The sequence below is a fragment of the Sphingobium sp. YBL2 genome, from assembly GCF_000943805.1.
In the GTDB taxonomy this organism is placed as follows: domain Bacteria; phylum Pseudomonadota; class Alphaproteobacteria; order Sphingomonadales; family Sphingomonadaceae; genus Sphingobium; species Sphingobium fuliginis.
Genome location: NZ_CP010954.1, coordinates 704,691 through 730,778 on the forward strand (window position 1 = coordinate 704,691; position 26,088 = coordinate 730,778).

General features: G+C 64.4%; 19 protein-coding genes. 6 read left to right on the forward strand and 13 right to left on the reverse strand.

The window, feature by feature from the left end:
• The first annotated feature begins 4 nt into the window (after positions 1-4).
• The 3 genes from TZ53_RS03455 (at position 5) to pal (ending at position 2,940) form a co-directional block, all read left to right on the forward strand.
• Positions 5-967 carry a cell envelope integrity/translocation protein TolA gene (locus TZ53_RS03455; RefSeq protein WP_044660421.1) on the forward strand — a complete coding sequence of 321 codons (963 nt, stop codon included), beginning with the start codon at positions 5-7 and terminating at the stop codon, positions 965-967.
• 32 nt (positions 968-999) lie between these two features.
• Positions 1,000-2,313, forward strand: a complete 1,314-nt coding sequence (gene tolB / locus TZ53_RS03460) for a Tol-Pal system beta propeller repeat protein TolB (protein WP_044660422.1) — start codon at positions 1,000-1,002, stop codon at positions 2,311-2,313.
• A gap of 114 nt (positions 2,314-2,427) precedes the next feature.
• Positions 2,428-2,940, forward strand: a complete 513-nt coding sequence (gene pal, locus TZ53_RS03465; RefSeq protein ID WP_044660423.1) for a peptidoglycan-associated lipoprotein Pal — start codon at positions 2,428-2,430, stop codon at positions 2,938-2,940.
• Positions 2,941-3,074: 134 nt separating this feature from the next.
• Here the strand turns inward: pal and TZ53_RS03470 are convergent, their stop codons facing one another.
• The 7 genes from TZ53_RS03470 to TZ53_RS03500 all read right to left on the reverse strand — a co-directional run bounded on the left by TZ53_RS03470 (position 3,075) and on the right by TZ53_RS03500 (position 11,670).
• Entirely contained in the window at positions 3,075-4,448 is a 1,374-nt protein-coding gene (locus TZ53_RS03470) for an efflux transporter outer membrane subunit (RefSeq protein WP_044662828.1), read from the reverse strand.
• Between the two features lie 124 nt (positions 4,449-4,572).
• A complete protein-coding gene (locus TZ53_RS03475; RefSeq protein ID WP_044660424.1) occupies positions 4,573-5,490 on the reverse strand; it encodes an efflux RND transporter periplasmic adaptor subunit in 918 nt (305 codons plus the stop codon).
• A complete protein-coding gene (locus TZ53_RS03480) occupies positions 5,487-5,702 on the reverse strand; it encodes a DUF1656 domain-containing protein (RefSeq protein ID WP_025549801.1) in 216 nt (71 codons plus the stop codon). The genes TZ53_RS03475 and TZ53_RS03480 overlap by 4 nt, the downstream gene beginning before the upstream one ends.
• Positions 5,699-7,759 carry an FUSC family protein gene (locus TZ53_RS03485; protein WP_083199212.1) on the reverse strand — a complete coding sequence of 687 codons (2,061 nt, stop codon included), beginning with the start codon at positions 7,757-7,759 and terminating at the stop codon, positions 5,699-5,701. The genes TZ53_RS03480 and TZ53_RS03485 overlap by 4 nt, the downstream gene beginning before the upstream one ends.
• Before the next feature lie 42 nt (positions 7,760-7,801).
• Positions 7,802-8,251: a MarR family winged helix-turn-helix transcriptional regulator gene (locus TZ53_RS03490; RefSeq protein WP_025549803.1), complete on the reverse strand. Its 450-nt coding sequence runs from the start codon at positions 8,249-8,251 to the stop codon at positions 7,802-7,804.
• A 222-nt stretch (positions 8,252-8,473) separates the two neighbouring features.
• Positions 8,474-8,776 (reverse strand): hypothetical protein, encoded by a 303-nt coding sequence (locus TZ53_RS03495; protein ID WP_044660426.1) that lies wholly within the window; start codon positions 8,774-8,776, stop codon positions 8,474-8,476.
• Positions 8,777-8,799: 23 nt separating this feature from the next.
• On the reverse strand, positions 8,800-11,670 hold the full coding sequence (locus TZ53_RS03500; protein ID WP_044660427.1) for a M16 family metallopeptidase: 2,871 nt from the start codon (positions 11,668-11,670) through the stop codon (positions 8,800-8,802).
• A gap of 173 nt (positions 11,671-11,843) precedes the next feature.
• Here TZ53_RS03500 and TZ53_RS03505 point away from each other — a divergent pair, with 173 nt between their 5' ends.
• From TZ53_RS03505 to TZ53_RS03515, 3 genes are all read left to right on the forward strand, one after another.
• Entirely contained in the window at positions 11,844-13,493 is a 1,650-nt protein-coding gene (locus TZ53_RS03505) for a M28 family metallopeptidase (RefSeq protein ID WP_044660428.1), read from the forward strand.
• A gap of 215 nt (positions 13,494-13,708) precedes the next feature.
• Positions 13,709-16,288, forward strand: a complete 2,580-nt coding sequence (gene clpB, locus TZ53_RS03510) for an ATP-dependent chaperone ClpB (protein ID WP_044662829.1) — start codon at positions 13,709-13,711, stop codon at positions 16,286-16,288.
• A 77-nt stretch (positions 16,289-16,365) separates the two neighbouring features.
• Positions 16,366-17,088: a 2OG-Fe(II) oxygenase gene (locus TZ53_RS03515; protein WP_044660429.1), complete on the forward strand. Its 723-nt coding sequence runs from the start codon at positions 16,366-16,368 to the stop codon at positions 17,086-17,088.
• 8 nt (positions 17,089-17,096) lie between these two features.
• Here TZ53_RS03515 and TZ53_RS03520 read toward each other — a convergent pair whose 3' ends face one another.
• From TZ53_RS03520 to TZ53_RS03545, 6 genes are all read right to left on the reverse strand, one after another.
• On the reverse strand, positions 17,097-18,101 hold the full coding sequence (locus tag TZ53_RS03520) for a hypothetical protein (protein WP_044660430.1): 1,005 nt from the start codon (positions 18,099-18,101) through the stop codon (positions 17,097-17,099).
• Positions 18,102-18,167: 66 nt separating this feature from the next.
• The gene (locus TZ53_RS03525; protein ID WP_025549425.1) at positions 18,168-21,026 is read right to left on the reverse strand and encodes a TonB-dependent receptor plug domain-containing protein; all 2,859 of its coding nucleotides are present in this window, start codon (positions 21,024-21,026) and stop codon (positions 18,168-18,170) included.
• A gap of 329 nt (positions 21,027-21,355) precedes the next feature.
• The gene (locus tag TZ53_RS03530) at positions 21,356-21,619 is read right to left on the reverse strand and encodes a hypothetical protein (protein ID WP_052628080.1); all 264 of its coding nucleotides are present in this window, start codon (positions 21,617-21,619) and stop codon (positions 21,356-21,358) included.
• Positions 21,620-21,689: 70 nt separating this feature from the next.
• The gene (locus tag TZ53_RS03535; protein ID WP_052628081.1) at positions 21,690-24,704 is read right to left on the reverse strand and encodes a TonB-dependent receptor domain-containing protein; all 3,015 of its coding nucleotides are present in this window, start codon (positions 24,702-24,704) and stop codon (positions 21,690-21,692) included.
• 320 nt (positions 24,705-25,024) lie between these two features.
• Positions 25,025-25,861: a M23 family metallopeptidase gene (locus TZ53_RS03540; protein ID WP_044660431.1), complete on the reverse strand. Its 837-nt coding sequence runs from the start codon at positions 25,859-25,861 to the stop codon at positions 25,025-25,027.
• 15 nt (positions 25,862-25,876) lie between these two features.
• Positions 25,877-26,086: a DUF2093 domain-containing protein gene (locus TZ53_RS03545; protein WP_044660432.1), complete on the reverse strand. Its 210-nt coding sequence runs from the start codon at positions 26,084-26,086 to the stop codon at positions 25,877-25,879.
• Between the last annotated feature and the right edge of the window lie 2 nt (positions 26,087-26,088).

A 26,088-nucleotide genomic window follows, 5' to 3' on the forward strand; every position in this document is an offset into this window, starting at 1 on the left:
GGCGATGGATCGCGCGGAGAAAATCGGCCTTGGCGTGGCGACGGCGGGACATGTCCTGCTGTTCGGCCTGCTGTCGTCCGGCTTTCTGGCCACTCCCAACCCCCTGAAGCTCAATTCGCCGCCGATGGACGTCAGCCTGGTGGATGAGGTGGCGCTGAAGTCGACGGCGCCGCAGGTTTCGACGCAGCCGCCCCCGCCCAGCGTCGCGCCGGAGCAAGGGCCGACCGAGGATGCCGCGCCTGCGCCGGAACCCGAACCGGCGCCGCAGCCCGAACCGACCCCGGCGCCGCCGGCTCCCCGGCCCGCGCCGCCCAAGCCGGTGGCAAAGCCAGCGCCGCCCAAGCCCGCGCCCGCTCCGCCGAAGAAGGATATGCCCGCCGCCAAGCCGAAGCCCAAGCCGGCGGCGGAAAAACCCGCCCCCGCCAAGTCCAAGCCTGCGCCGGAAAAACCCAAGCCAGCCGCCGCCGCGCCCGCCAAGGCGTCGCAGAAGCCCGCCGCCAGGCCCAGGTCCGACGCGCCTGCCCGCGCTTCGGGACAGGGCAAGGCGGACAAGCCCAAGGGATCGCTGCTGGGCAAGGATTTCCTGAAGGGCATCGACACCGAGGATGACGCGCCGCGCAAGCCCGCGCCGGCGCCCGCCGCCGCCATGGGCCCCGCGCAGAAGGCCGCGCTGGACGCGGAAATCCGCCGCCAGCTCAAGCCCTATTGGAAATCCCCGAGCGGCGCGGACATCGAACAGCTTCGCACCTTCGTCGACGTGCAGCTTGCCCGCGACGGTTCGCTCGCGGGGCAGCCGCAGGTCGTCAACACCACCGGCATCACCGCCAGCAACCGCACGCAGGTGACGCTGCATCAGGAACTGGCGGTGAAGGCGATCCGCCTGGCCGCGCCGTTCAAGCTGCCGCCCGCTCTTTATGATGGCTGGAAATCCCTCCGCATCTCCTTCGACAAGAGGCTATCGCAATGACCCGACCCTTCAGGACAGGAAAGGCCCGAGCCATGTTCGGCGCCACGCTGGGGGCGCTGCTGCTGGCGTTCGCGCCCGCCGCTTCCGCGCAGCTCAGCGTCGATGTGACGGACGAATCCTCCTCCAACCTCAAGATCGTCGTCCCCGCGCTGCCGGCGCAGGCGGAAGTCTCCACGCCCGCAGGCGGTTCCACCGAACTGGGCCGCAAGATCGCCGAGGTGATCGCCGCCGACCTCAAGGGGTCGGGCCTGTTCGATCCCTCCGGCCCCGGCGGCATCCCGACCATCGCCTTTCCCGAAGTCACCAATCCCGCCTACGATAAATGGGGCGCCTATCAGGCGCTGGTGCAGGGCTTCGTCCGCACCACCGGGGGCGAGGCGGACATCACCGTCGGCTGCTATCTCTACGACGTGGCGCTGAAGCAGGAACTGACGCGGCAGGGCTATGTCGTCGCGCCCCGCGACTGGCGGCGGGCCGCGCATAAATGCGCCGACGCCATCTATGCGCGCCTGTCGGGGGAAAGCCCCTTCTTCGACAGCCGCATCGCCTATATCGCGGAAAGCGGTCCCAAGGGGAACCGCACCAAGCGCCTCGCCATCATGGATTCGGACGGCGCGAACCACCGTTTCATCACCAATGGCCAGTCGATCGCGCTGACGCCGCGCTTTTCGCCCGACTACAAGTCGATCGTCTATGTGAGCTACCTGAACAACCGGGTCCGCATCTATGTCTATGACATCGGCACGGGACGGCAGCGGCTGGTGACGGAAAGCAACAATCCGACCTTCGCGCCGCGCTGGTCGCCCGACGGCCGCAACATCCTCTTTTCCATGGCGATCGCCGGCAATACGGACATCTATCGCGTTTCGGCCAGCGGCGGCGCGCCCGTGCGCCTGACCACGGCGCCGGGCATCGATGTCGGCGGCAGCTATTCGCCCGACGGCCGCCAGATCGTCTTCGAAAGCGACCGCTCCGGCAGCCAGCAGATCTATGTCATGAACGCCGACGGTTCGGGCCAGCGCCGGATCAGCCATGGCGGCGGCCGCTATGCGACGCCCGAATGGAGCCCCCGCGGCGACCTGATCGCCTTCACCAAGATTTCGGGCGACTTCAAGATCGCGGTCATGACGCCGACCGGCGACAATGAGCGCATCCTGACCAATGGCTGGCAGGATGAGCAGCCGAGCTGGTCGCCCAATGGCCGCGTGCTGCAATATTTCCGCACCACGCCGGGCCGGGAGGGCAGCAGCCAGGTTTGGCAGGTCGACCTGACCGGCGTGAACGAACGGCGCATACCGACGCCGCTCAGCGGTTCGGACCCGGCCTGGGGGCCCTTGCTGCCCTGATATGCGCGGCCATCCCACTCAGGGCGGACTGCCCACGCTCCTGATCTGCATTATATCGGAACCGAATCGTCCCGACTGCGTAACGACTTTCAGACCATGTTGAGGAGCAACCCGATGAAACTATCCCGTCCCCTGCTGATGGCGACCGCCGTCATAGCCCTTGCCGCCTGCTCCAAGAAGCCGCCGCAGGAACTGCCGCCTGCCCCCGGCGGCGACGGTTCGGCCCAGACCGGCGGACCGGCGACGCCTTCGGGCCCGGTCAAGGGCAGCCAGGAGGATTTCGTGGCTTCCGTCTCGTCGGACCGCATCCTGTTCGACACCGACCAATATGATGTCGACGCGCAGGATCAGCAGATACTGCAGAGCCAGGCCGCCTGGCTGCAACAGAACCCCAATGTCCGCGTGACCATAGAGGGTCATGCCGACGAGCGCGGCACCCGCGACTATAATATCGCCTTGGGCGAGCGCCGCGCCAATGCGGCGAAGAACTATCTCGCGTCGCTGGGCATCGACGCCGGCCGCATCACCACCGTCAGCTATGGCAAGGAACGCCCCGCCGCCCTGGGTTCGGACGAAGCGGCCTGGGCGCAGAACCGCCGCGCGGTGACGGTCACCGTCCAATATTGATCCCGTGAAGCATTGGAGTCTCAACAGCTCCATGACCCGCCGGTCCCCAGGATCGGCGGGTGTTCTTTTCCCCGTCTGAATGGCAGCCAGTTCCCGCGCAGGAGCATGTTGCGCCCTGATCTGGTCAAACCAGCTTACGACCAGCCACCGCCGAGAGCGAGGAAGATGGCGATCTGGTCCTGCACCAACTGCACCCGCGCCGCCGCCGCCGAAGCCTCCGCATTGGCGAGCGAGCGCTGCGCGTCCAGCAGGGACAGGAAATCGCCGCGCCCGAAGCGGAACAGCTTGCCCGCCTGCGCCGCCGAAACGCCTGCGCTGTCCCGCGCCCGGTCGAGCGCGGCCGTCTGCTCGGCATGGCGGCGGTAGCTTTCCAGCGCCGTTTCCGTCTGCCGCAAAGCCTCCAGCACAGTTCCGTCGAAACGGGCGAGATCGGCCTGTACCTGTGCATCGGCCTGCGCGATCCGCGCCCTGACGACAGGCCGGTTGGGGAAGCTCCAGCTCAGCAGCGGGCCCAGGCTCATGCCGAAGCTGGTGCCCGAACCGAAGCTTTTAAGCGGTCCGGCGAGCCCCAGCGATCCGCCGATGCTGACCTGCGGATAGAGGTCCGCGGTCGCCACCCCGACGCGGGCGGTGTCGGCGGCGATGCTGCGTTCCGCCTGCCGGATGTCGGGCCGCCGCCGGATCAGCGCCACGCCGTCGCCCACGGGCATGGGTGCGTTCAGCGCCGGCAGCGCCGCGCAGCCCTCCACTTCCTTGGGATAATCCGCGGGCGATCGCCCCAACAGCGTCGCCAGCAGATAAAGTCCGCTCTGCCGCTGTGCATCGAAGGCGGGAAGGCTCGCCTCGCTGGCGTCGACCGCCGCCTGCGCCCGGCTGACGTCGAAGGCGGTGCCGCGGCCGCCCCTGAACAGCCGCTGGGTGGCGTTGAGCGTCTCCCGCTGAAGCGCGACGACGCGCCGGTTGACGGTCAGCGAATAATTGGCGGCGCAGACCTGCGCATAGGCCCTGGCCGTGGCGGCCGCCACGCTGACCCGTACATAGTCGCGCGCCGCCACGACCGTTTCCAGGTCGGCGGTGCTCGCCTCTATCGCGCGCCTGATCCGGCCGTTGAGGTCGAGCGGATAGGAGGCGGCAAGGCCCAGATCATAGCCGACCACCCCCGGCAGGCTCTCCGCCGTGCCGGAGGGCCGGGCAAGCGTCCCGCCGCCGCTGACCGTGGTGCCGACGGTGCGCCCGGCCTCCGCCTCGCGCAGCACCGCCTCCGCCGCGGTCAGGTTCGCATCCGCCACGCGCAGGTCGGTGTTGGCGGCGAGCGCCTGTTCGACCAGCGCATCCAGCCGGGGATCATTATAGAGCCGCCACCAATGATCGGGCAGTTCGGCATTGCTGAAGCTGGGGTCCTGCGCCGACAGGAAAGCGCCCTGCGCGGCGGGGGCGGTTGCGGCGGACTTTTCCGGCGGGCGATAGTCAGGGCCCGCGGTGGCGCAGGCGGCCAGCGCCAAGGCCAGAAAGGGCGTCCATATCTTCGCCCCACATCCGCTCCCTTCGGGTGAAGGCTGTCGGCTTCCCAAGAAAGAAAAGGGCTTCGACAAGCTCAGCCCGAACGGCGAGAAGGTGTCGGGAGCCGCGACATTATGCATGGCGGCACACCCCCGGCTTCGAGTCCTTCCGCGCCGGTTCGATCGTCACCGTGGCCGTGCGCCCGGCGATCAGCTTCACCTCCGGCGGTACCCGCGTCAGCTTCACCCGTACCGGGATGCGCTGGGCCAGGCGGACCCAGGAGAAGGTCGGCTCGACGGTCGGCAGCAGATTGCCCGAATCCGAACGGCTGCTGTCGTTGATGCCGTAGGCGATGCTGTCGACCCGCCCGTAGAGGTCCTGCGCCTCGCCCATCAGCCGCACCGTCACCGGCGCGCCGATGCAGACCAGCGGCAGCTTGGTTTCCTCGAAATAGCCTTCGATGCGCAGGCTGTCGCGGTCGACCAGCGCCATGGCCTGCTGCCCCGCCGCGACGAAATCGCCCGGATGCAGGTCGAGGTTCGTGACCACGCCGTTGACCGAGGCGACCACCCGCGTTCGCTTGAGATTGAGGGCGGCGGCATCGCGCGCGCTCATCGCTTCGGCCAGCGCAGCCTCCGCCGTCGCGACGCGCGCGACATTCTGTTCATGCGCCTCCTTCGCCACCAGTTCGCCCAGCGCGACGTCGCGGGTCGCCTCCCGCCGCGCCTGACCGAGTGTGGCCCGGGCGCTGGCGATCTGCGCCTCCGCCTGCTCCAGCGCCAGCGCATAGCGCGGCCGGTCGATCACGAACAGCAGGTCGCCCGCCCTGACCGCCTGGTTGTCATGCACGGCGACGGAGGTCACGAGCCCGCCAATGTCCGGCGTCACCCGCACCACATCGGCGCGCACCCGCCCGTCGCGGGTCCAGGGACTGCGCTCATAATGGTTCCACATCCATATCGCCACCAGCACGGCCGCGATGACGATGACGATGGTGGCGGCGCTCCTGATCAGGGCAGGGGGGATCAGCGTGGCGGCAAAACGGTTCATAGGCGGATTCCAAGGGTGGGAACGAGGAGGGCGAGCGCGCCCAGCACCAGCACGAAGATGCTGAGGTCGACCGCCGCGCGATAGGCGAGGAAACGATAGAGCCCGAAAGCGCCGATCAGCCGGGTGACGCCCCAGCTCAGGATGAGCGCCACCAGCGCGAGCAACAACAGGGTCGGCACATAGACGCCGCCCAGGGCGATTTCTCCGGTCATGCGGCCACTCTCCGATAGCCTTCGCTTTCAGGGAACAGGTTGCGGCGCAGGCTGACCAGCGCGAGTATGGCCTCCCGCCGGATCACCGCGCTGGGATTGCGCGACAGGTCGCTGATCGCATGGTCGATGTCGGTGAGCAGGGCGGGCTTCGCGGGCGCGGGCGCATCCGGGTCCAGCCCGCGATAATGCGCGCTGACGCCCGTCAGCACATCGGCCAGCGGCGCCGCTTCATCGGCGGGCAGGTCGAGCCGCAATTGCCGCAATTCGCCAATGGCGACGCCGGTCCGCAGGTCGCGCAGCGCGTCGTAGAGCGGCCGCCCGCTGTCGGACCGCACCGCCGCCAGACGCGGCGCCAACAGGGCGATGCGGTCCAGCATCCGGTTGATCCAGCCGCGCAGATCGGGCGGCGTCATCAGTGTGGCGCGGTTGGCGATGTCGTTCCAGCCCGCGCGCACCGTGCGCCGGATCGCCCGCTCCACACCGGCCGACTGCAACAGCCCGGCCATGATGATCGCGAACCAGATGCCCACCAGCTGCGCCACGGTACCGTTGGCGTAGCTGGCAAAGGCGCTGACATAGCGATCCGACAGCAGCACCGGGCTGCCCAGCCCCAGCAGCGTCGGCAGGGCGATGCCCATCCAGCGGGGCGACGCCATCATCGTGCCGAGCAGCAACAGCATCGGCGCATAGGCGGCCGCCAGCATGGCGAAGCCGTCGAGGCGGGGCATGATCGCATAGCCATAGACCGCGCCGAGCAGCGAAGCGGCGATGGTGCCGATCATGAAGCCCTTGAGCGGCGCCAGCGGATTGTCCGACGCCGCGAACAGGGAAAGGAACACGCCCGCCAGCATCACCGCGCTGCCGCCGTCCTTCCAGCCGCTGCCGATCCACAATGCGCAGCCCAGCGCCACGGTGACGAAGGCGCCGAAGGCCCCGCGCGCCGCCCCGGCATAATCCCTGTGCAGTTCGCGGTTGCGCCGCCCCTCCAGCAACTCACCGACGCGGGGGCTGACGGCTTCCCGCCTGTGCGTCACCATCTGGTCGTAAAGGTCGCGGCAGTCACGATGCGCCGCGATCAGGGCGGCCAGCCGGGCGAACAGGCTGAGGCGCATCATGTCCGCCCACCCCATCTCCGCCCGCGCCGCAGGCTCCAGAGCGGCGCAGCGGGCGATCAGGGCATCCGCCGCCGCGGTGCGAAGGATGATGTCGTCGCCGGGGTTGACGATCCAGGCGCGGACATCCGCGATAAGTTCTTCGACCTCCCGCGGCACCTTTCCGCCGCTCGCCGCCTTCAGCATGGCCAGCCGGTCCTCCACGGCCGCGCCCAGGGGCAGCAGCAGCGAAAGCTGGTCCTGCATCGCGCGCACCGTGCGCACGCGAGGCGCGAGGCGGCTGATGTCGAAGGGCAGATGCACCGACATCTGGTGCAGTTCGGTGATGTCCTGCGCCAGACGGCGACGTTCCTGCGCCAGCCCCTCCACCGGCTCCAACGCGATGGCGTCATGCGACCAGCGCTCCGCATCGCGCAGCATCGCCTCCACCCGCGCCAGCAGCAGGTTGGTGATGGAGCCGGGGAAGACGACGCCGTGGACCAGGCTGCCGCACATGATGCCGATGGTGATTTCCTGCACGCGCAGCGTCGCCACGGTGAAGATGGTCTGCGGCGTGTCGACGTCGGGGAAGACGATGAGGCAGGCGCTATAGCCCGCCAGCACGAACATATAGGATCGCGGCGTGCGGTCGAGCAGGGAGACGAAGACGCACAGGGCCAGCCAAAGCGCCATGGCGAGCGACAGCAGTTCCGGCGCATTGACCAGCGGCGGCACGATGGCGACGGAGAAGATCGCGCCGGTCAGCGTGCCGATGACGCGGAACACCGCCTTGGAAATCACCGCCCCGGCCAGCGGCTGGGCGACGATATAGCTGGTCAGGAACGCCCAATAGGGCCGCTCCAGCCCGATGCTGAGCGCGACATAGAGCGCCAGCATCGCCGCCGCGAAGCATTTCAGGGAAAAGAGCGCGGCAGGCCAGCCGATGCGCTCTCCAAGGGCGTTCATATCAGCGCTCGCATGTCGGGCCATTCATGGCGGGCGGTCCCGTTACGACTGACCCCGCCGCTCGGCCATGCGCCGCTCCAGCAGGTTCAGCAGGTTGACGATGATCTCGATCGCGGCGTCGGGCACGCCGTCGAGCAATTCGCGCCGAAGATTCTCCAGCCTGGCCTCTATCCGGCCCACCAGCTCCTGCCCCTCCGGCGTGAAGGCGACTCGATTCGACCGCCGATCATCGGGATTGGGTACGCGCTCCACAAGCCCCGCCGCCTGCAACTGGTCCAGGGTCCGGACCAGCGAAGGCTGGGCGATGCCCAGTTCCTCCGCCAGATCCGCCTGCCGGACGTCGGGGCCCAGCCGGTCGAGATAGATGAGGCACCAGCCCGCGCTGTTCGACACACCGAACTCCGCCAGCGCCAGATCGGCCAGTTGCCGCCACTGGCGCGCCACCTGCGGCATTTTATGCGCGAGGGCGCGCTTCAACTCCGATCGGGACATTTTTCTTAGATAGCTAACTAATGTCCTACGTCAAGGGATTTTCGTTTCTCTCCATCGCGGGATGGGAGCAGAAGCAGCCTTGGGCGGGGTGGAGTTAAAACGGGCCACGACCTGCCGCGCCCGCAAGCGCGCCCACGTTGCGCACAGGGGAAGTTTTTGGCGCGGCACGAAAAAGGGCCGGAAACTCGCGTTTCCAGCCCTTTTTCCGCCCTGCTGAAACCCTCAGGCCCGGCGCGTCCCCGAAAAGCCCGCCGTGCCGAACGCGCCAAGCTGCATCGTCCCGGCGATGGCGTCGCCATTCACCTCCGCCTCGCATTCCAGCGTCATCGGCATGGGCAGCGTCATGTTCATCTTCCAGCGCAGCTTGTTGCCGTCCACCTTGCCCTCGGCCACGTCGAGCGAACCCATCATGCCCGCGAAGGTGCCATGAAAGCCATCGCCCGAGCTGATGACCGTCAGCACGCCATTCTGGTCGCCCATCGGCGTTTTCGCGACGCAGTCATAGGCGCCATCCACTGCTGCCATAGCACTTCTCCTTTACGTAACCGTCAATCGGCCAATGTGCCCATTTCCACCGGAAGGCCGACGACGTCAAGCTGCGGTTTCACCAGTTTCGCGTCGCCCACGACCACCCAGATCAGCCGGTCGGGATTGATTGCATCCCGCGCCGCCTTGTCGAGATCGGCAGCCGTCATCGCGCGGTACACGCCCGGTAGCGTCTCATAATAATCGTCCGGCCGCCCGAGCATCCGGTTGCGCATCATCGCGCCGAGCAGGTCGGACGAGGTTTCGAAACTGCCGGGCAGCGACAGGATCTGGCTGTTGATCGTCTGGTTGCGTTCCGCCTCCGTCGTGCCCTTGGCGGTCAGGAAGTCGCTGATGTCCTTCCGCGCGGCGACGATGGACTCCCCGGTCTTGTCGGTCTGGACCGGGGCATAGACCAGCAGCGGGATCGTCTCCTTGACGCCGGGCAGCGCGCTGCCCGCATAATAGGCCCAGCCCTTGGTCTCTCGCAGGTCCATGATCAGGCGGGAGGTCGAGCTGCCGCCCAGCACCTCATTGGCGGTCAGCAGCGTCACCGGATTGTCCGTGCCCGCCTTGTTGGTGAGCAGCCCGGCGAGGATCATCGACTGCGGGCTTTGCGGCTTGTCGACCAGGATGATGCGCGAAGGGCGCATCATGCGGTCCATGCGGAACAGCTTGGCGCCCTTGGCCGCCTTGGGCGCCTTCCAGTCCCCGAAGCGCTTTTCCAGCAGCGGCATCACGTCGGCCAGCGTCGTGTCGCCGGTGACGAAGATCGTCGCATTGTCGGGCCGCATCCATTTGTCGTGGAAGGCGACGAGATCGGCCCGCGTCACCGCCTTGACGCCGCTTTCCGTGCCCGATCCGGTGAAGGGAATGCCATAGGGATGCGCCTGCCCATAGAGAAGCGGCGGCAGCAGGCGTTGCGCGATCGGCATGGGTTCGGTCTTTTCCGCCGCGATCCGGGTCAGCACCTGGCCGCGCAGGCGTTCGACCTCCGCCGGCGCGAAGGCCGGGTTGCGGATCACGTCCGCCAGCAGGCCCAGCGAGGCGTCCAGATTGGGCTTGAGCGCATAGAGGCCGACATTGGTCGCGTCCATGCCATTGCCCGCGCTGATCGAGGCGCCCAGCCGTTCCTGCTCCTCCGCGATCTGCACGGAGCTGCGCGTCGTCGTGCCTTCGTCCAGCAGCGCGGTGGTCAGGCCCGCCGTGCCCAGCTTCGCCTTGTCGTCGGCCGCATTGCCCGCATCGAAGGACACCGACACCCGCACCACCGGCACCGTTGCTCGGCGCGCGAAGACGATGGGAATGCCGTTCTTGAGCGTCGCATGCTCGACCGCCGGGAATTCCAGGTCCTTGACCGGCTCGATCCCCGGCTCAGCGATTTTTGTGGGCGGCGGCGGGGTCGCCGCGACCGGCGCGGGCTTCTTGGGATCGCGGAAATAGGCCGGATGATGGGTCGCGTTGCCCGCCAGCGCATTGTCCTCGGCCGACCGCTCGCCCGGGGCCACGGTCAGGCGGAACACCGGGCGGGACAACCATTTGCGCGCCGCCTCGCTCACCGATTGGGGCGTCGCGGCGGCGGCGGCGGCCAGATCCTTCTTATATTTGGCCGGATCGCCCGAATAGACGGCGCCCTCGGCCAGCGTCACCGCCTTGCCGCTGAAGCCGCCGACCTTCTCCAGCCCGCCGATGGTGCCCGAAAGCTGCTGCGTCGCGGCGCGCTGCACCTCGTCCGCCGTCGGCCCCTTGGCGAGATAGTCGGCCAGAAGCTGGTCGAGCCGCTTGCCCACCGCCGCCGGGTCCTGTCCCGGCTTCACGTCCACGGTGATCTCCGCGATGGAGAGCTTCTCGAAGGGCTGGATGCTGGCCTTCACGCCCACGGCGATCTTCTCGTCCCGCACGAGGATATTGTCGAGCCGCGAGGATTTGAGGCCGCCGAACACAGCCATCGCCAGGTTGAGCGGCGTCAGATCGTCCGAATTCACCCCCGGCACGATCCAGTTGCGATAGAGCCGGGTGGCGGCGACATTGTCGTGCATCAACTTCTCGACGTCCCTGTCGAGCGTCGGGACGGCCGCATCCACATCCTTGGGCGCGGGACCGGCGGGGATATTGCCGAACCACTTCTCGACCTTGGCCTTCGCCGTCGGCACGTCGATGTCGCCCGCCAGCACCAGCACGGCGTTGTTCGGACCATAATGGGTCTTGAACCATGTCTGCACATCGGCAAGGCTGGCGGCGTTCAGGTCCGCCATCGAACCGATGGTGGAGTGGCGGTAGGGATGCCCCTCCGGCAGCATGGCGGCGAGCTGCGCATATTCGACCAGCCCATAGGGCTCATTCTCGCCCATGCGCTTTTCATTCTGCACGACGCCGCGCTGGGTATCGAGCTTGGTCTGGGTGACGGCGCCCAGCAGATGGCCCATGCGGTCGGATTCCAGGAACAGCGCCCGGTCCAGCGCGCCGGTCGGCACCGTCTCGAAATAATTGGTGCGGTCGAACCAGGTCGTGCCGTTCCAGTCGGTGGCGCCGATGTCCTCCAGCCGCCCGAAGAAAGGTCCGTCGGCATTTTCGGAACCGTAGAACATCAGATGTTCGAACAGATGGGCGAAGCCGGTCTTGCCCGCCGGTTCGAAGCGCGAGCCGACATGATACCAGATGGACACGCCCACGACCGGCGCCTTGCGGTCGGTGTGGACGATGACGCGCAGCCCGTTCTTCAGCGTGAACTGCTCATAGGGAATGTTCACCGCCGCGACCAGGCTGGAAAGCGGCGCGGGCGCGCTCGCCGCCTGGGACGCCGGAGCAGCCGCCGCCTGCATCATGGGCACGAACGCGAGCGAGGACAGGCCGAGCATCAGGGCCATCCGGCGGGAAATGGGGGAGAAGGTCATCGGCGCCTCATGATGGTCAGTGGATTGGCGGGCAGCATAGCGGGGCGTTTTAGCTGTGCAATACGCATGTGGGAGAGGCGCCTCATCCTCCGGCAAGGGCGAGAGGCCGCTGGACAGACGAAACCAGCGCGCTAGGTTTCCCTTCCAACCATAAACAGAGGTTTTCGCACCCGATGCGCCTTCGGTCCTTCGCCTTCGCTTCCACCTTCGCCCTTGCCCTCGCCACCCCCGGAACCGCACCCGCCGGAACCGCACCCGCCGAAACCGCGCCGGCCATCAGTGCGGAGGGCATTCGGGCCGACATCGGCTTCCTGGCCGACGACCTGCTGGAGGGGCGCGACGCGGGCACGCGCAGCTATGACATCGCCGCCCGCTATGTCGCCGCGCGGTTCGAGACACTGGGTCTGCGGCAGGCGGTTGCCGACAGCTGGTATCAGCCCGTGACGCTTGCCGTGGCGCGGCTCGACAAGGGGGCCGCCCCGTCGATGGACATCGGCGGCAGGCGCTTCGCCAATGGCGACGATGTCGCGGTCGGCGCCTTCGGCCGGGAGCCGCGGCAAAGCATCGAGGCGCAGGCGGTGTTCGTCGGCTATGGCCTGAAATCCGGGCGCGAGAAGATCGACGACTATGCCGGTCTCGACCTGCGCGGCAAGTTCGCGGTGGCGCTGTCCGGCTCGCCCGTCGGCATGCCGAGCGAGATCGGCGCGCACCTGGCCGCCGAAAAGGCGCTGGCGGCGCAGCAGGCCGGGGCCATCGGCCTCATCACCATTCCCACCACCGGCTATCTGCGCCGCACCCCCTGGGAGAAGCTGCGCGACCGGGCGCAGCATCCGACGGTGAGCTGGCTGGAAAAAGACGGCCAGCCCTATGTCCGCACTCCCGGGATCCGCGGCACCGGCACAGTGACCGGCGCCGCCGCCGACGCGCTGCTCGCCGGATCGGGCAGGAGCCTGGCCGCGATCCGCGCCGAGGCGGAGAAGAAGGGCGTCCGCCCCAAGGGCTTCGCGCTGAAGCCCGGCATCCGCATCGACCGCACCAGCACCGTCGAGACCGCGCCCAGCCGCAATGTGCTGGCGGTGCTGCCCGGTTCCGACCCGGCGCTGGCCCGGGAATATGTGCTGCTGATGGCGCATCTCGACCATCTGGGGGTCAAGGAAGACGGCAAGGGGCCGGACAGGGTCTATAATGGCGCGATGGACAATGCGTCGGGCGTGGCGACCCTGCTGGCGGTGGCCAAGGCCTTTGCGGAGAGCGGGGAGCGGCCGAAACGCTCCATCCTGTTCGCGGCGGTGACGGCGGAGGAAGACGGGCTGCTGGGGTCGCAATATCTGGCGCGGAACCCCGTCCTGCCGGCGGGGGGCAAGCTGGTCGGCGTGGTCAATCTCGACATGCCGATCCTGACCTATGATTTTCAGGACGTGATCGCCTTCGGCGCCGATCATTCGACCCTGGGGCCGATTGTCGAGAAAGCGGCGAAGGCCGAGGGCGTTTCGCTCTCGCCCGATCCCCTGCCGGCCGAAGGGCTGTTCACCCGGTCCGACCATTATCGCTTCGTGCAGGAGGGGGTGCCGGCGGTGTTTCTGATGACCGGTTTCGCCGGGCCGGGGAAAGAGGCGTTCGAACATTTCCTCAAGACCGACTATCACCAGCTTTCCGACCAGATGAGCCTGCCCTTCAACTGGGGCGCGGCGGCCAAGTTCGCCAAGGTGAACTATGCCATCGCGCGGGAGATCGCGGACGAGCCGCAGGCGCCGCTCTGGTACAAGGGGGATTTCTTCGGGGACGCCTTTGCCCCGGATGCGCCAAAAGCGGTGAAGCGATAGGGAACATGTGTTCCCCGCCCGAGGTTTAACGCAGCGTGCTCCCGCGACCCGAAGGTCGGCCTGAGCCAATGCAGGAGTCCAGTTCTGACGGTGGGACCGGCTTCCCGCCTTCATAAGGAACACGGTGCGCCAGGACGTAAGGATATTTGCGTAGAGCCTCTTGTGTTGCTTTTATGCAACATTACATCGTGACGAGCTTCACGAAGGGGAACATGATGAACCTCGAAAAATTCACTGACCGCGCCAAGGGCTTCCTCCAGTCGGCGCAGACCGTCGCGATCCGGATGAGCCATCAGCGCATCGGCCCGGAGCATCTGCTGAAGGCGTTGCTGGAGGACCAGCAGGGCATGGCCTCCGGCCTGATCAAGGCAGCGGGCGGCGACGCCGGCGTGGCGCTGCGCGAAACCGACGCAGCGCTAGCCAAGGTGCCTGCCGTATCCGGCAGCGGCGCGCAGCAGACCCCCGGCCTGGACAATGATGCCGTGCGCGTGCTGGACAGTGCCGAACAGATCGCGACCAAGGCGGGGGACAGCTTCGTCACCGTCGAGCGGCTGTTGCTGGCCCTCACCCTCGCCACCACCACGGCGGCCGGCAAGGCTTTGGCGGCGGCTGGTGTGAAGGCGGAGGCGCTGAATGCCGCGATCAACAATCTGCGCGGGGGGCGCACCGCCGACACGGCGGGCGCGGAGGATCGCTACGATGCGCTCAAGAAATTCGCCCGTGACCTGACCGAAGCGGCGCGCGAGGGCAAGCTGGACCCCGTGATCGGCCGTGACGAGGAAATCCGGCGGACGATCCAGATCCTGGCCCGCCGCACCAAGAACAATCCCGTCCTCATCGGTGATCCCGGCGTCGGCAAGACCGCCATTGCCGAGGGGCTGGCGCTGCGCATCGCCAATGGCGACGTGCCCGATACGCTGAAGGACCGCACGCTGATGGCGCTCGACATGGGGAGCCTGATCGCGGGCGCCAAATATCGCGGCGAGTTCGAGGAGCGGCTGAAAGGCGTTCTGGACGAGGTGAAGGGCGCGGAAGGCCAGATCGTCCTCTTCATCGACGAGATGCACACGCTGATCGGTGCGGGCAAGTCCGAGGGCGCGATGGATGCGGGCAATTTGTTGAAGCCTGCCCTGGCGCGCGGCGAACTGCACTGCATCGGCGCGACCACGCTCGACGAATATCGCAAATATGTCGAGAAGGACCCCGCGTTGCAACGGCGGTTCCAGCCTGTCTTCGTGGGCGAGCCGACGGTGGAGGACACCATCTCCATCCTGCGGGGCCTGAAGGAGAAATACGAACTCCACCATGGCGTGCGGATCACCGACGGCGCGATCGTGTCGGCGGCGACTCTCTCCAACCGCTACATCACCGACCGTTTCCTGCCGGACAAGGCCATCGACCTGATGGACGAGGCGGCTTCGCGGTTGCGCATGGAGGTGGAGAGCAAGCCGGAGGAGATCGAGACGCTCGACCGGCGGATCATCCAACTCAAGATCGAGCGGGAGGCGCTGAAGAAGGAGACCGACAAGGCGTCGCAGGATCGCTTGGCGGCGCTGGAAGAAGACCTCGCCAATCTGGAGCAGCAGTCGGCCGAACTCACCCAGCGCTGGCAGGCGGAGAAGGACAAGATCGCGGGCGAAAGCAAGCTCAAGGAGCAGTTGGACGCTGCCCGCGTCGAACTGGACCAGGCGCAGCGCGCGGGCGACCTCGCCAAGGCGGGCGAGCTGGCCTATGGCCGCATTCCGGAGTTGGAGCGCAAGCTGGCCGAGGCCCAGAACGTCACGCAGGGCGCGATGCTGCGCGAGGAAGTGACGAGCGAGGACATCGCTTCGGTCGTCAGCCGCTGGACCGGCATCCCCGTCGACAGGATGATGGAGGGCGAGCGCGAGAAGCTGCTCGCCATGGAAGAGGAACTGGGCAAGCGCGTCATCGGCCAGGCCGATGCGGTCAAGGCCGTGTCGACCGCGGTGCGCCGTTCGCGGGCGGGTTTGCAGGACCCGAACCGGCCGCTGGGATCATTCCTGTTCCTGGGGCCCACGGGCGTGGGCAAGACCGAGCTGACCAAGGCGCTCGCCGGATTCCTGTTCGACGACGACAGCGCGATGGTGCGCATCGACATGAGCGAGTTCATGGAGAAGCACTCGGTCGCCCGGCTGATCGGCGCGCCGCCGGGTTATGTCGGCTATGAGGAAGGCGGCGTGCTGACCGAAGCCGTGCGTCGCCGGCCCTATCAGGTCGTGCTGTTCGACGAGGTGGAGAAGGCGCATGGCGATGTGTTCAACGTGCTGCTCCAGGTGCTGGATGACGGCCGCCTGACCGATGGGCAAGGCCGGACGGTGGACTTCACCAATACGATCATCGTACTGACGTCGAACCTTGGCAGCCAGTTCATCGCCAGCCTGGCCGATGACGAGCCGGTCGAAAAGGTCGAGGATCAGGTGATGGACATCGTCCGCGCGCATTTCCGGCCGGAATTCCTGAACCGGCTGGACGAGGTGATCCTGTTCCACCGCCTGGGCGCCGCCCATATGGCGCCGATCGTGGACATCCAGGTGGCGCGGATCGGCAAGCTGCTGAAGGACCGGAAGGTGAAGCTCGACCTGACCGACGGCGCACGGGCATGGCTGGGCCGGGTGGGTTATGATCCGGTCTATGGCGCAAGGCCGCTGAAGCGCGCGGTGCAGCGCTATTTGCAGGACCCGCTGGCCGACCTGATCCTGCGCGGCGAAGTGCCGGATGGCGCGACGGTGAGGGTGGATGAAGGGGATGGGGCGTTGAGGTTGAGTGTGGGCTGATGCGGGAGCCAAAGAGGGGCGTTTCCCGGACGGGAAAATCGTTATAGTCCGTCCATATGGAACGCCCTTCATTCCCCATGTTCAAATTGAATCCGGACTTGGACGAAGCGATTTTGCGAGAGCATTTTGCATGCGAGGGCCGCGTGCAGATCGCCGATTTCCTTGAAGCCCCTCAGGCTCTGGCGTTGCGCGCCAGTCTGAGCGAACGCTCCGATTGGCGCCATGTCATCAACGGCGAAAGCCAGGTCTTCGAAATCGCTGCCGATCGGTTCGATGCTTTGCCGGACGAGACGCGCAAGACCTTGGAACAGGCCATGTTCGCCAAGGCCAGTCATGGTTTTCAGTTCCAGTTCGACACCATCCGCGTGCCGGATGAAAAATCGAAGAGGCAAGCGACCAGCGAGCATCTCGCGGCTTTTGCAACCTTCATGAGTTCTCAGGAGGTCCTGGAATTCATCGCGGCGATCACAGGAGAAAAGGGGATCGGCTTTGCCGATGCGCAGGCCACCCGCTATCGGCCGGGAGACTTCCTGACGCGGCATGATGATGCCGTCGCCGGCAAGAATAGGCGGCTGGCCTATATATTGGGTTTGACGCCGGGATGGCGACCGGATTGGGGCGGGCTATTGCTGTTCCATGGCGCGGGCGAGAATGTCACCGACATATTCGTTCCTCACTTCAACAGACTGAGCCTATTCGCCATCGGGCAACCGCACAGTGTGAGCCATGTGGCGCCCTTTGCCGGCGCCGAACGCCTTTCGGTGACAGGCTGGCTTCGGACAGGCCAGCAACCCGATTGATCCCGCATTCAGTTACCCAAAGCTTCGTTCGCCCATTGCAAGGCTGCCTCCATCCGGTCCCCGATGGCTGTTGCGGCCCGGCCGTCCGCATCCCTTTCGTCCTGCACTGAATAAGCTTGATCCGGCGCCTTGGCGTTCCGTCCGGACCAATGCGCAACGGTATCCGCCAGCATCGGCTGCGGCACCGCCAGCGTTTGCATCGCCTGACGAGCAAGATGCCGTGGGTCCGTCCGCAAACCCTCCCCATAGAGAAGGCGCATCTCCTTTTGACCAGACTGCTTCATCGCTTTTTCAAAGGCGCGCTGCTGGATCGCATGCAGCACCAGCGTTAGCGCGAGCAAGCGATCCAGATCGTCGCCTTTGCGAGCCAGAGCGCCCGACACCTGACTGGCGTCGCGCGTGCCCCTGCTGGACAGATGGACTGCCGCCCGAGCCGCAAAGGCCAGCCGATCGCTGCCGCCCCGGCACACCGCCTGAAGAAAGGCCAGGCGCGTCATGGTGAGGAAAATCGCTTTCAGCGGACCGACGGACATTATCGAGGGCAACAGATTATTGGCCCAGTTGGATGGCTTCACCACCATGATCTCGCCAGGGGACCAGGGGCGATGGAGCAGCAAACAGATATGCTGCACCAACCGGTCGCTCATTTCCGCATTGCTTTCCCTTCGGTCGAGCGCGGCGCGATAATTCGCCAGATCGGCAAATATGTTCGGCTCCCGCAGCACCCGCACATGACCAGGCGCCTCGATCAGCCGCGACAATAAAGTCGAGCCGCAAAAACCGATATGGAAGAGAAAACGGCAGGTGGGGCGGGATGGCAAAGGCTGTCGCAGCAGATCGGCAATAGGCAGGGCAAGGTAGGAGCCGACGCCGATGTCCGTACGCCCGTCAATGAAGGAGGCGGCGGCGATCCTATCGGGATCACAGCGCAGGAACAGTATCTCGCCACGATCCGGATCGATCCTGTGCGGGAGCCAGGTGGGATCGTAAAGAACCGATTCGCGGTGAGTCATTCCCCCGTCATAGCGGCAATAAACCGGGCCGGGACCGCCTTAATGATCGGCCCCGGCCCTTCAGCATCAGAACTTGATCGACGCGCCGGCGAAGAACTGCCGCCCAATCACATCATAGGTATTGGGGAAGGTGCTGCCGCCGTTGGCTGACGCGCCGACCGTGTCGCCCACGATCGGAGGCTTCTTGTCGAACAAGTTCAGCACGCCCAGGCGGAACGTCACTCCATCTTCGACATTGACGCTGAGCGTCTCATCGAAATAGGAGTATCCGCCGATCTTGGACCTCAGGATGTCGGTCGCGGCATCTTGCTTGACCGAACCCAGATAGCGCCAGCGGCTGTTCAACGTGAAGCCCTTGAAGCCGAGGTTCAGGTCCAGAACATGCTTCCATTCCGGCAGCGGCTCCATGTCGCATGCACCGCCGAAAGTACCCGCGCATTCATAAACGGGGGAAGTCGGATCGCTCTGCTTCTTGAACGAAAAGACGTAGGTGCCAGCGAAGTTGATGCTGTAATTGAAGCCTTCCGACGAACCGCCGCGATAGCTGGCGGTGATGTCCAGCCCCTCCGTCTTGATGCCGGCGACGTTGCCCAGCTGCGATGGCACGCCAATGGTCGTGTCGCCGCTGAGTCCGCCTGTTACCGGGTTGCGCACGATGCCGGCACAAGCGGCGCTGTTGGGGTCCTTATCGATATTATAGCATTGGTTCATCGTCACGAAGACGGGCGTGTCATCGACCGCATCCTTTATCTTGATGCGGTAATAATCGAGCGAGAAAGTGAAATTCCGCAGAGACGGCGGGTTTACCACCAGGCCGAGCGTGACCGTATCGGCCTTTTCCTCATGCAGATTCTGATTTCCGCCAGTGAAGATGTTGACCTGACCCGAAATCGGCTGCGCAATCGCGCCCACGGTCGGAGCCCCCTGCGCGATACAGATGGCAGCGATGTCGGCAGGCACATTGCTGCCCGCACAAGGATCGACCTGAAGACTGCCGGTGGCTGCCACGACGGGAGAGTATAGTTCATAGAGATTAGGGGCGCGAACGGCGCGCTGATAGATGCCGCGCAAACGCACGCCATTGATCGGCGCATAGTCGCCGCCGAACTTGTAGGTATGAACCGACCCGACGGTCGAGTAATCGGAATAACGGTACCCGCCCTCCACATTCAGCGCGTAGATGCCCGGCCGTTCCTGAACCAGCGGCATTTTCAGTTCCGCATAAAGTTCCTTGACGTCATATTTGCCGGAAATGTTCTGACCCTGACCATAATAGATGAGATCGCCCGACGCATAGAGCGGATCGACCTTGGTCGTGCCCTTTTCCCGGCGATATTCCGCACCGATCGAGAAAGCCGCCGGGCCGTCGGCCCAGGGGCTCTTCAGAAAACCGATGTCACCCGCCAGGCTGCCGCCCGCGATGAACTGGGTTGTCTTGGTATTTTCCGTCGCGTTACGCAGAACGAAGGCGAGCTGCTGCTGTGTCACCGGCGTCGTGGTGAAGATGTTGAGCGGCACGCAGCCATTGGACGGATCGAAGCATTGCGGGCCGTTGGGCCCCTGGACCACGTCCAGCGCTTGCTGCAGAGCCGTATAGGACAGGTCGTTACGCAGCACGGTGTCGCGCTTCGATTGCCCGTATTGCGCGAAGAGATCATAGTTCAGCCCATCGCCGATCTGCCCCCGCAGACCACCCACAAACTGAAAATTGTTCGTGGTGTAGGTGCTCAAACGGCCGCCGGTTTCGACCATGCGGCGGCGGATGCCGATGTTGGACGTTCCCGCACGCGCCGTGGGATCTTCAGCGACATCCGATCCATCGTTGATCTGCAGGAAGGGATTGGCCACCTGGTCGAAGAAGGCGGCGCGCATCGCATCCGACAGGAAGGGGTTGCTGGGATCGAGATTGAAGCCGAAACCTGCGGTCGCCGTCGGCGCCAGGTTCGTCTCGACCTTCACATGACTGTAGCTGAAACGGCCATAAGCCTCTACGCCGTCGGTCACTTCATACCGGCCGAGCGCCATCACATTATAGCGTTCGAAGGGCAACTGGGCATAGTTGACGGGATTGAAGTTGTAGAGCTCGACATCGCTGGACAGCGAGCCATCAGGTTGGACCTGTTGCAGCCCCCCAACGGTGCCGTCCTCGTCCCCGGGAATGTCGAACAGCGTTGGGACGCCATTGCTGGAGCCGCCGGAGCTGACCAGGTCACTCGAATCCAGCGCGGTTGCGTTCCGGCGGCGAGCGCCGAAATAGACGCCGTTACGCTTTGAATAGCCGCCCGACACGACCAGATTGCCCCGATCACCCAATTTGATGCCGCCAGTCAGGCTGATATTATAGAGCGCGCCGTCGCCCCGGCTGGAAATCTGGCTGCTGCCATCGGCTGCGAGCCCTTCGAACCGATCGTCCAGAACGAAGTTGACCACGCCCGCCACGGCATCCGAGCCATAAACGGCGGATGCGCCACCGGTCAGCACATCGATCCGCTTGATCAGTGCCGTGGGGATGCTGTTGACGTCGACAGCGCCCGACGTATCGTAGAAAGGCGCACGCTTGCCATCGATCAGCACCAGCGTGCGGTTTTCCCCCAGGCCGCGAAGGTCGACCGTGGCCGAACCATCGCCCGGGTTGTTGGAAGATCCGCCGAAGCCCGCCATGAATTGGGGGTTGGACGACAGGATCTGTTCGACCGTCACGGTATTGACCTGTTTGATCTGCTCAGCGGAGAGCACAGCCACAGGACTGCTCGCTTCGAGATCCGGCCGCTGGATGCGCGATCCGGTGACAATGATCGTATCTTCTGCTTCGGGAGCCGCCGCCTGGGGTTCGCTCTGAGAGAAGGCAGGCCCTGCGACCAGTGCCATGGACAGGATCATCGGTGCCGCGCCGGAACGCAACATGCTCTTCTTAATATGGATCAAAGCTCTACCCCTTGCTTCGAGTGTCTCTGCCTCTCTCCGCCCTGTCTGGCCACTTGCGTGGCGTCGAAACGGCGCGGACGAACAAAGCCTGCTCAGCCATTTAACAAAAGTAAAGCTACGGAACTAATCTGCGATAATTTTGCTCGCCGCCATGTCGCTGAAATGCAACAGCCGCGAGCCCGTCCTGGGGGGACTGTAAAGGAGGAGAAGAAGCCGCTAGGCTCAGGAGGGCTTTGTCCATTGGAAGATGCTGTTGATCCCGATCAACACAGCCGTGGATATAAGGTGAATGGTGAATATCCCAGTCACGCAGCTTTTTCGTGCCGCGTTTAGTTCGGACGCCAATTCCCCGACAATGAGCGTGTACCTGCTCGGTCCTTTTCCGCATTCGCATTCTGTTCGATCGCTTCCCACTCCGCTCGCGTATGGCAAGTGCGCTTGGGCATGAACGACCCTGTTACCGTTTCCCGGCGGCAGATTTTCTTTTCCGCGACGCTCTCCGCTGACATCGCCTGACCGGACGGTGCATCGGCTGCGAAAGTCGGCGGAGCCAGCACAGACCCGCAGATCAGAATGATGGGAAACAGCTTCATCGAAAATTCCTCCTTTACGAAAAAGGCGGCCTCGATAAGAGACCGCCTCTTCTGTTTGCATTTCGTCCGATCAGAACTTGAAGCGCGCGCCGGCCCGGAAAATCCGGCCATACACGCCTTCGCCCGCCTGAACCGAGTTGTACAGGAACGCACCATAGGTGACCGGGTCGATGTCCGGCAGGTTGTCGAACAGATTGATGACGTTCACATAGAAGTTCACCTTATCCGTGACCTTGAAGTTCGTGTTCAGGTCGAAGGTGATGTACTTGGACACATGACAGTCGCCGTAGCCAGGCGACAGACCGCAATCCTTATACTCATTCCCCTGATCCATCGCCGACAGGTCATAGCCCGACGTGTAGTTGACGGTGCCAGTCAAAGCCAGCTTGCCGAAGTCCAGCGTATTCGACCAATAGCCATGCCACTTGAACGTGCCCGAACCAGCCGTCAGGTTGAAGTTACCCAGGGTACCGACATATTTTTCGGTCGTGCCGTCGGGGAAGGTCGTGCTGAGATTGATCAGCATGGAAGCTTCCAGATTGCTCGACCACTTCACACCGCCAAAATCGTGAGTGAAGTTCGCGCCGAAGTCGATACCTTCCGACTTGATGGTGTCGGAGTTGATCAGCGTCGATTCAACGAAGGCGATACGCGGAGTCGCCGTCGGATTGTTAACGTCGGGCGCGTCGGCGATGACATTGAAGCCGGCCGGGATCGGCTGGCCGGCGTAATAAGCTGCGATAGCAGGCGCCGTCGACGGCGAGGTGATCGCCCCAGTCTTCTTGATGTTGTAATAGTCAACGGTGAATGACAGGTTGCGGATCGGCTCGAACACCGCGCCGGCCGTGAAGCTGCGCGACTTCTCTGGGTTGAGATTGGGCGAAGCCAGCGTCGTCTGGCCGATAGAGTAGTTGGTCAGATAGGTCGGGCAGGATGCCGGTGTAGTGGCACAAGCCGCACCATATTGAGCGCGGAAAGCCGCCGGGATGTTGGCGGCAACCTGCGACACATAACCGGTGGTCGGCAAAGCATTGGCTTCACCGAAGGACGGGATACGGAAGCCCTTCGAATAGGTGCCGCGCAGCAGCAACTGACGAACCGGCTTCACCTTGATGCCAAATTTGGGCGAGAAGGCGCTTTGACCCGAGCTATAGTGGTCATAACGACCCGACGCTTCCAGTTCGACTTGGTCGATGACAGGAGCGACGATTTCACCGAAGGCCGACGAAACGGTGCGGCTACCCTTGGTACCAAATGCGTTGAGAGTGAAATAACGCATGGTGGGACCATTGATGTCCGAGTTGGCGCTGGGAGCGTCGACGGCTTCATGATAGATCGATCCGCCGATCGCGACCTGCAGCGGACCGCCCGGCAAATCTGCGATCGCCTTCGACATGGTGAACTGGCCCTGGTACAGGTCCGACGAGGCATTCGAGATGTTCGTTGGCGTCAGATAATCCTGAACGTCTTGGCTGTTCGCGGCCGGATTGACGAAGTTATATGACCCGTCCTTGATCACATCCAGCAGGTGCTGGATATAGACATAGCCATCCATCTTGCGGCGCAGATCGGTGTGCATCGCCGTAAAATCGACCTTGTAGTCGACATCGTCGAATATCGTGCCCTGAATGCCAGCAGCAGCGCGATAGACGCGGCTGCGGGTTTCGTTGGACGTGATCGTCGTGGGAAGGCCGCCGATGATCAGCGCATTCTGGCCGGCCGTAGCAAACGGATTGTTTGGATTCAGCGTGCCGTTGGTCGCGGTGCACGGGCCAACGGTAGAACGAGCGCAGACATAGACGGGCAGCGACAGCACGAACGAGCCAGGCGCGCGCACGGCGGCATTGCTCGACGTCGAGAACTGCGGATAAAAAATGCCAGTCGGCGCATTTCCGCGGATCGTCGGCGGACCACCGGTATAGCTGACGGTGGACTGCTGGAAATTGACAGACAGATATGCTTCCGACGTATCGCCAACGCGAGCTGTGATGCGTGCGGAACCGCCGAAACGCTGAATTTCGGGAGCGACGACACCATATTTGTTCACGCCGTCCTCGTTGCAGACGAGGTTTGGAATATTGGCGTTGTTGCTGGGTGCGCGGTCTGCAGCCGTCGGGGTATAGGGCGTACCGTTGAGGCAACGGCCGGCCAGCAACTGATAGCGGCTGCCCGCAATTGCGGTGTTGGTGAGAGCGTCTGCTGGGCGAACATACAGGTTGCCCAGATTGTAATTACCATCGCCCTGCGCTGTCAGCGTGCCATTATTTTCCAGAACGCCGTTCGCGTCCAGACCATAGGCCTGGCCGTTATGGCCGCCGATGCCGCGCTGATCGGAAGAATTAAAGGGTGCATCAAGCTGACGATTATAAACCGCTTCCGAATGATAGTAGAAGCCGCTGATATAAGCGTTGAAACCATTGTCATCCAGATCGCCGGTGCCGGCCATCAGCGACAGGCGTTGACTGCCCCCAGCGCCATTTTCGGCAACACCTGCCTCGACCCGACCGGCAATGCCCTTGAATTCACGCTTGGTGATAATGTTAACCACGCCGGCAATGGCATCCGCGCCGTAGCTGGAGGAAGCGCCGTCCTTCAGGACTTCGACATTTTCAACGATATCGTCCTGAATGGTGTTGAGGTCGACGAAATTACGCGAACCGTCGTCCGCCAGCGGGTAATAAGCAGCGCGCAGGCCGTCGAACAGCACGAGCGTCGAGTTGGTTGATAGACCACGCAGCGAGACAGCGGATGCACCGCCAGCGAAAGCGCCGTTGGCTGTGAAGCCGTTGGTAAGGGCGGGGCCGTTATTGGAAGCCAGTTTCTGAATGCCGTCCTGCACGGTGTTGATGCCACGGCGGTCCAGTTCCTCAGTTGTGACCCGGGTCACTGGCGAGGGTGTTTCGGCGTCAGTGCGGCGAATAATGGAACCGGTAACGACGATCGTGTCACTAGACGGTTCGTCCGAGGAAGCTTGCGACGCTTGCGCGAATGCGGGTGCGGAGAAAGTCGTAAGGCCGGCGCTGACAAGAGTCAGCACCTGGAGAGCCGCGCCACCGCGCAGCCCAATCTTGGTTATGGTCTTCACTATCCAGTCCCTTGCTCTGGAGGTTCGCGGATTGCCCCGCGCGCTTTTTTGACGCGTGAAGAGAGCGAAAGGAGCCCGACAGCAAGCCCTCTTCACACGCACTGCGGGGCACTCTGCTCAGTCGTTTTATGAGTGTAAAGCAGGGCAGAAGCCCGGGCATCGCATTTGACCGAAACTGTAGCAAATATGCCACAAATCGAGAAAATCAGTATTGAACACCTGTTTAACAACAATGTTACAGGTCTGAGTTCCTAGAAGGAATTTTTACATTTCGACATATCATCACGAAGAATAAAATTATAGTTCCGTGAAATAATAGATCAGTTCTGCGGCATGGGTCCGGTGAGCAGAATCGGATCGATCCGGGCTTCATTCCACTTCATCCCCCAATGAAGATGCGGACCCGTGGCCCGTCCGGTGGCCCCGATTGCGCCTATGCGCTGCCCCTGAATCACATGCTGCCCGGGAATCACGTCGATCCGCGAAAGGTGAAGGAAGGCGCTGTTCAATCCATGACCATGGTCGATCATCAGCAGATTGCCCTCCAGCGTGAACGGGCGATCCGCGGCCAGGATCACCACCCCGTCGGCCGGGGCCACCACCGGCTCGCCCGTCGCGCCCGCTATATCCACGCCGCCATGATAGGCGCCCGGCTGCCCCTGATAGATGCGCTGCGCGCCGAACAAGCCGGAGACGCGGCCGATGCGCGGCCAGATGAACCGCTGGCGCCAACCCTGCGCGTCAGTCACGGTTTCGCGCGCGGCGGCGATCCGTTCAAGCTCCGGCTTGCGCAGGGCGAGGAAGGCTTCCGTGCTTTTCGTCGGACGCAGCGGCGCATCGACCCGCTCGATCCGCCAGTCGCGCGGCGCGACGGTGAGGGCGCGGTCGAGAAGCGTTCCATCGGCAAGACGTCCGGTAAGCCGGGCCTGCGACGCCGCATCGCGGTCGAAGGCGATCAGGAAACGGCCATCGGCATCGACCGGCACCAATTGCCCGTTGAAGCGCAGTTCGACCGTCCCCTTGGGCGCGGTGCCCAGCAAGGCGCCGCCCTGGACGGGCGTATCGGCCAGCACCAGTTCCACGGCAGGCGGCGCTGCCGGGGAGGTGGCCGCCACACCGGCCATCGCCAGCGCAGCGGCGGCGATCCAGCCCTTCATCTAAACCCCGGCACCTTACAGACCCCGCGCCTTCAGTTCGGCCTGGGCGGAGATTTCGGCGCTGGCATAGGGTTCCTGCCGGGCGATGCTCCAGTAGCGCAGATCCTCCAGCGGAATTTTGCGCCCGCTGACGGCGCAGATCACATGATCGCCCGCCTGCAGCACGCGGAAGCTGTAGGCCATATAGTGCAGCCGGGCCGGGCGGTCGCGGTTGGACATCAGCATGG

Excerpts from the sequence above, each read along its gene's own strand:
- TZ53_RS03455 (WP_044660421.1), top strand. The coding sequence starts at position 5 with ATGGATCGCGCGGAGAAAATCGGCCTTGGCGTGGCGACGGCGGGACAT.
- tolB (WP_044660422.1), top strand. The coding sequence starts at position 1,000 with ATGTTCGGCGCCACGCTGGGGGCGCTGCTGCTGGCGTTCGCGCCCGCC.
- TZ53_RS03530 (WP_052628080.1), bottom strand. The coding sequence starts at position 21,619 with ATGAAGCTGTTTCCCATCATTCTGATCTGCGGGTCTGTGCTGGCTCCG.
- TZ53_RS03475 (WP_044660424.1), bottom strand. The coding sequence starts at position 5,490 with ATGAACCGTTTTGCCGCCACGCTGATCCCCCCTGCCCTGATCAGGAGC.
- TZ53_RS03480 (WP_025549801.1), bottom strand. The coding sequence starts at position 5,702 with ATGACCGGAGAAATCGCCCTGGGCGGCGTCTATGTGCCGACCCTGTTG.
- TZ53_RS03505 (WP_044660428.1), top strand. The coding sequence starts at position 11,844 with ATGCGCCTTCGGTCCTTCGCCTTCGCTTCCACCTTCGCCCTTGCCCTC.
- TZ53_RS03490 (WP_025549803.1), bottom strand. The coding sequence starts at position 8,251 with ATGTCCCGATCGGAGTTGAAGCGCGCCCTCGCGCATAAAATGCCGCAG.
- clpB (WP_044662829.1), top strand. The coding sequence starts at position 13,709 with ATGAACCTCGAAAAATTCACTGACCGCGCCAAGGGCTTCCTCCAGTCG.
- TZ53_RS03520 (WP_044660430.1), bottom strand. The coding sequence starts at position 18,101 with ATGACTCACCGCGAATCGGTTCTTTACGATCCCACCTGGCTCCCGCAC.
- TZ53_RS03485 (WP_083199212.1), bottom strand. The coding sequence starts at position 7,759 with ATGAACGCCCTTGGAGAGCGCATCGGCTGGCCTGCCGCGCTCTTTTCC.
- TZ53_RS03495 (WP_044660426.1), bottom strand. The coding sequence starts at position 8,776 with ATGGCAGCAGTGGATGGCGCCTATGACTGCGTCGCGAAAACGCCGATG.
- TZ53_RS03545 (WP_044660432.1), bottom strand. The coding sequence starts at position 26,086 with ATGCTGATGTCCAACCGCGACCGCCCGGCCCGGCTGCACTATATGGCC.
- TZ53_RS03515 (WP_044660429.1), top strand. The coding sequence starts at position 16,366 with ATGTTCAAATTGAATCCGGACTTGGACGAAGCGATTTTGCGAGAGCAT.
- pal (WP_044660423.1), top strand. The coding sequence starts at position 2,428 with ATGAAACTATCCCGTCCCCTGCTGATGGCGACCGCCGTCATAGCCCTT.
- TZ53_RS03500 (WP_044660427.1), bottom strand. The coding sequence starts at position 11,670 with ATGACCTTCTCCCCCATTTCCCGCCGGATGGCCCTGATGCTCGGCCTG.
- TZ53_RS03540 (WP_044660431.1), bottom strand. The coding sequence starts at position 25,861 with ATGAAGGGCTGGATCGCCGCCGCTGCGCTGGCGATGGCCGGTGTGGCG.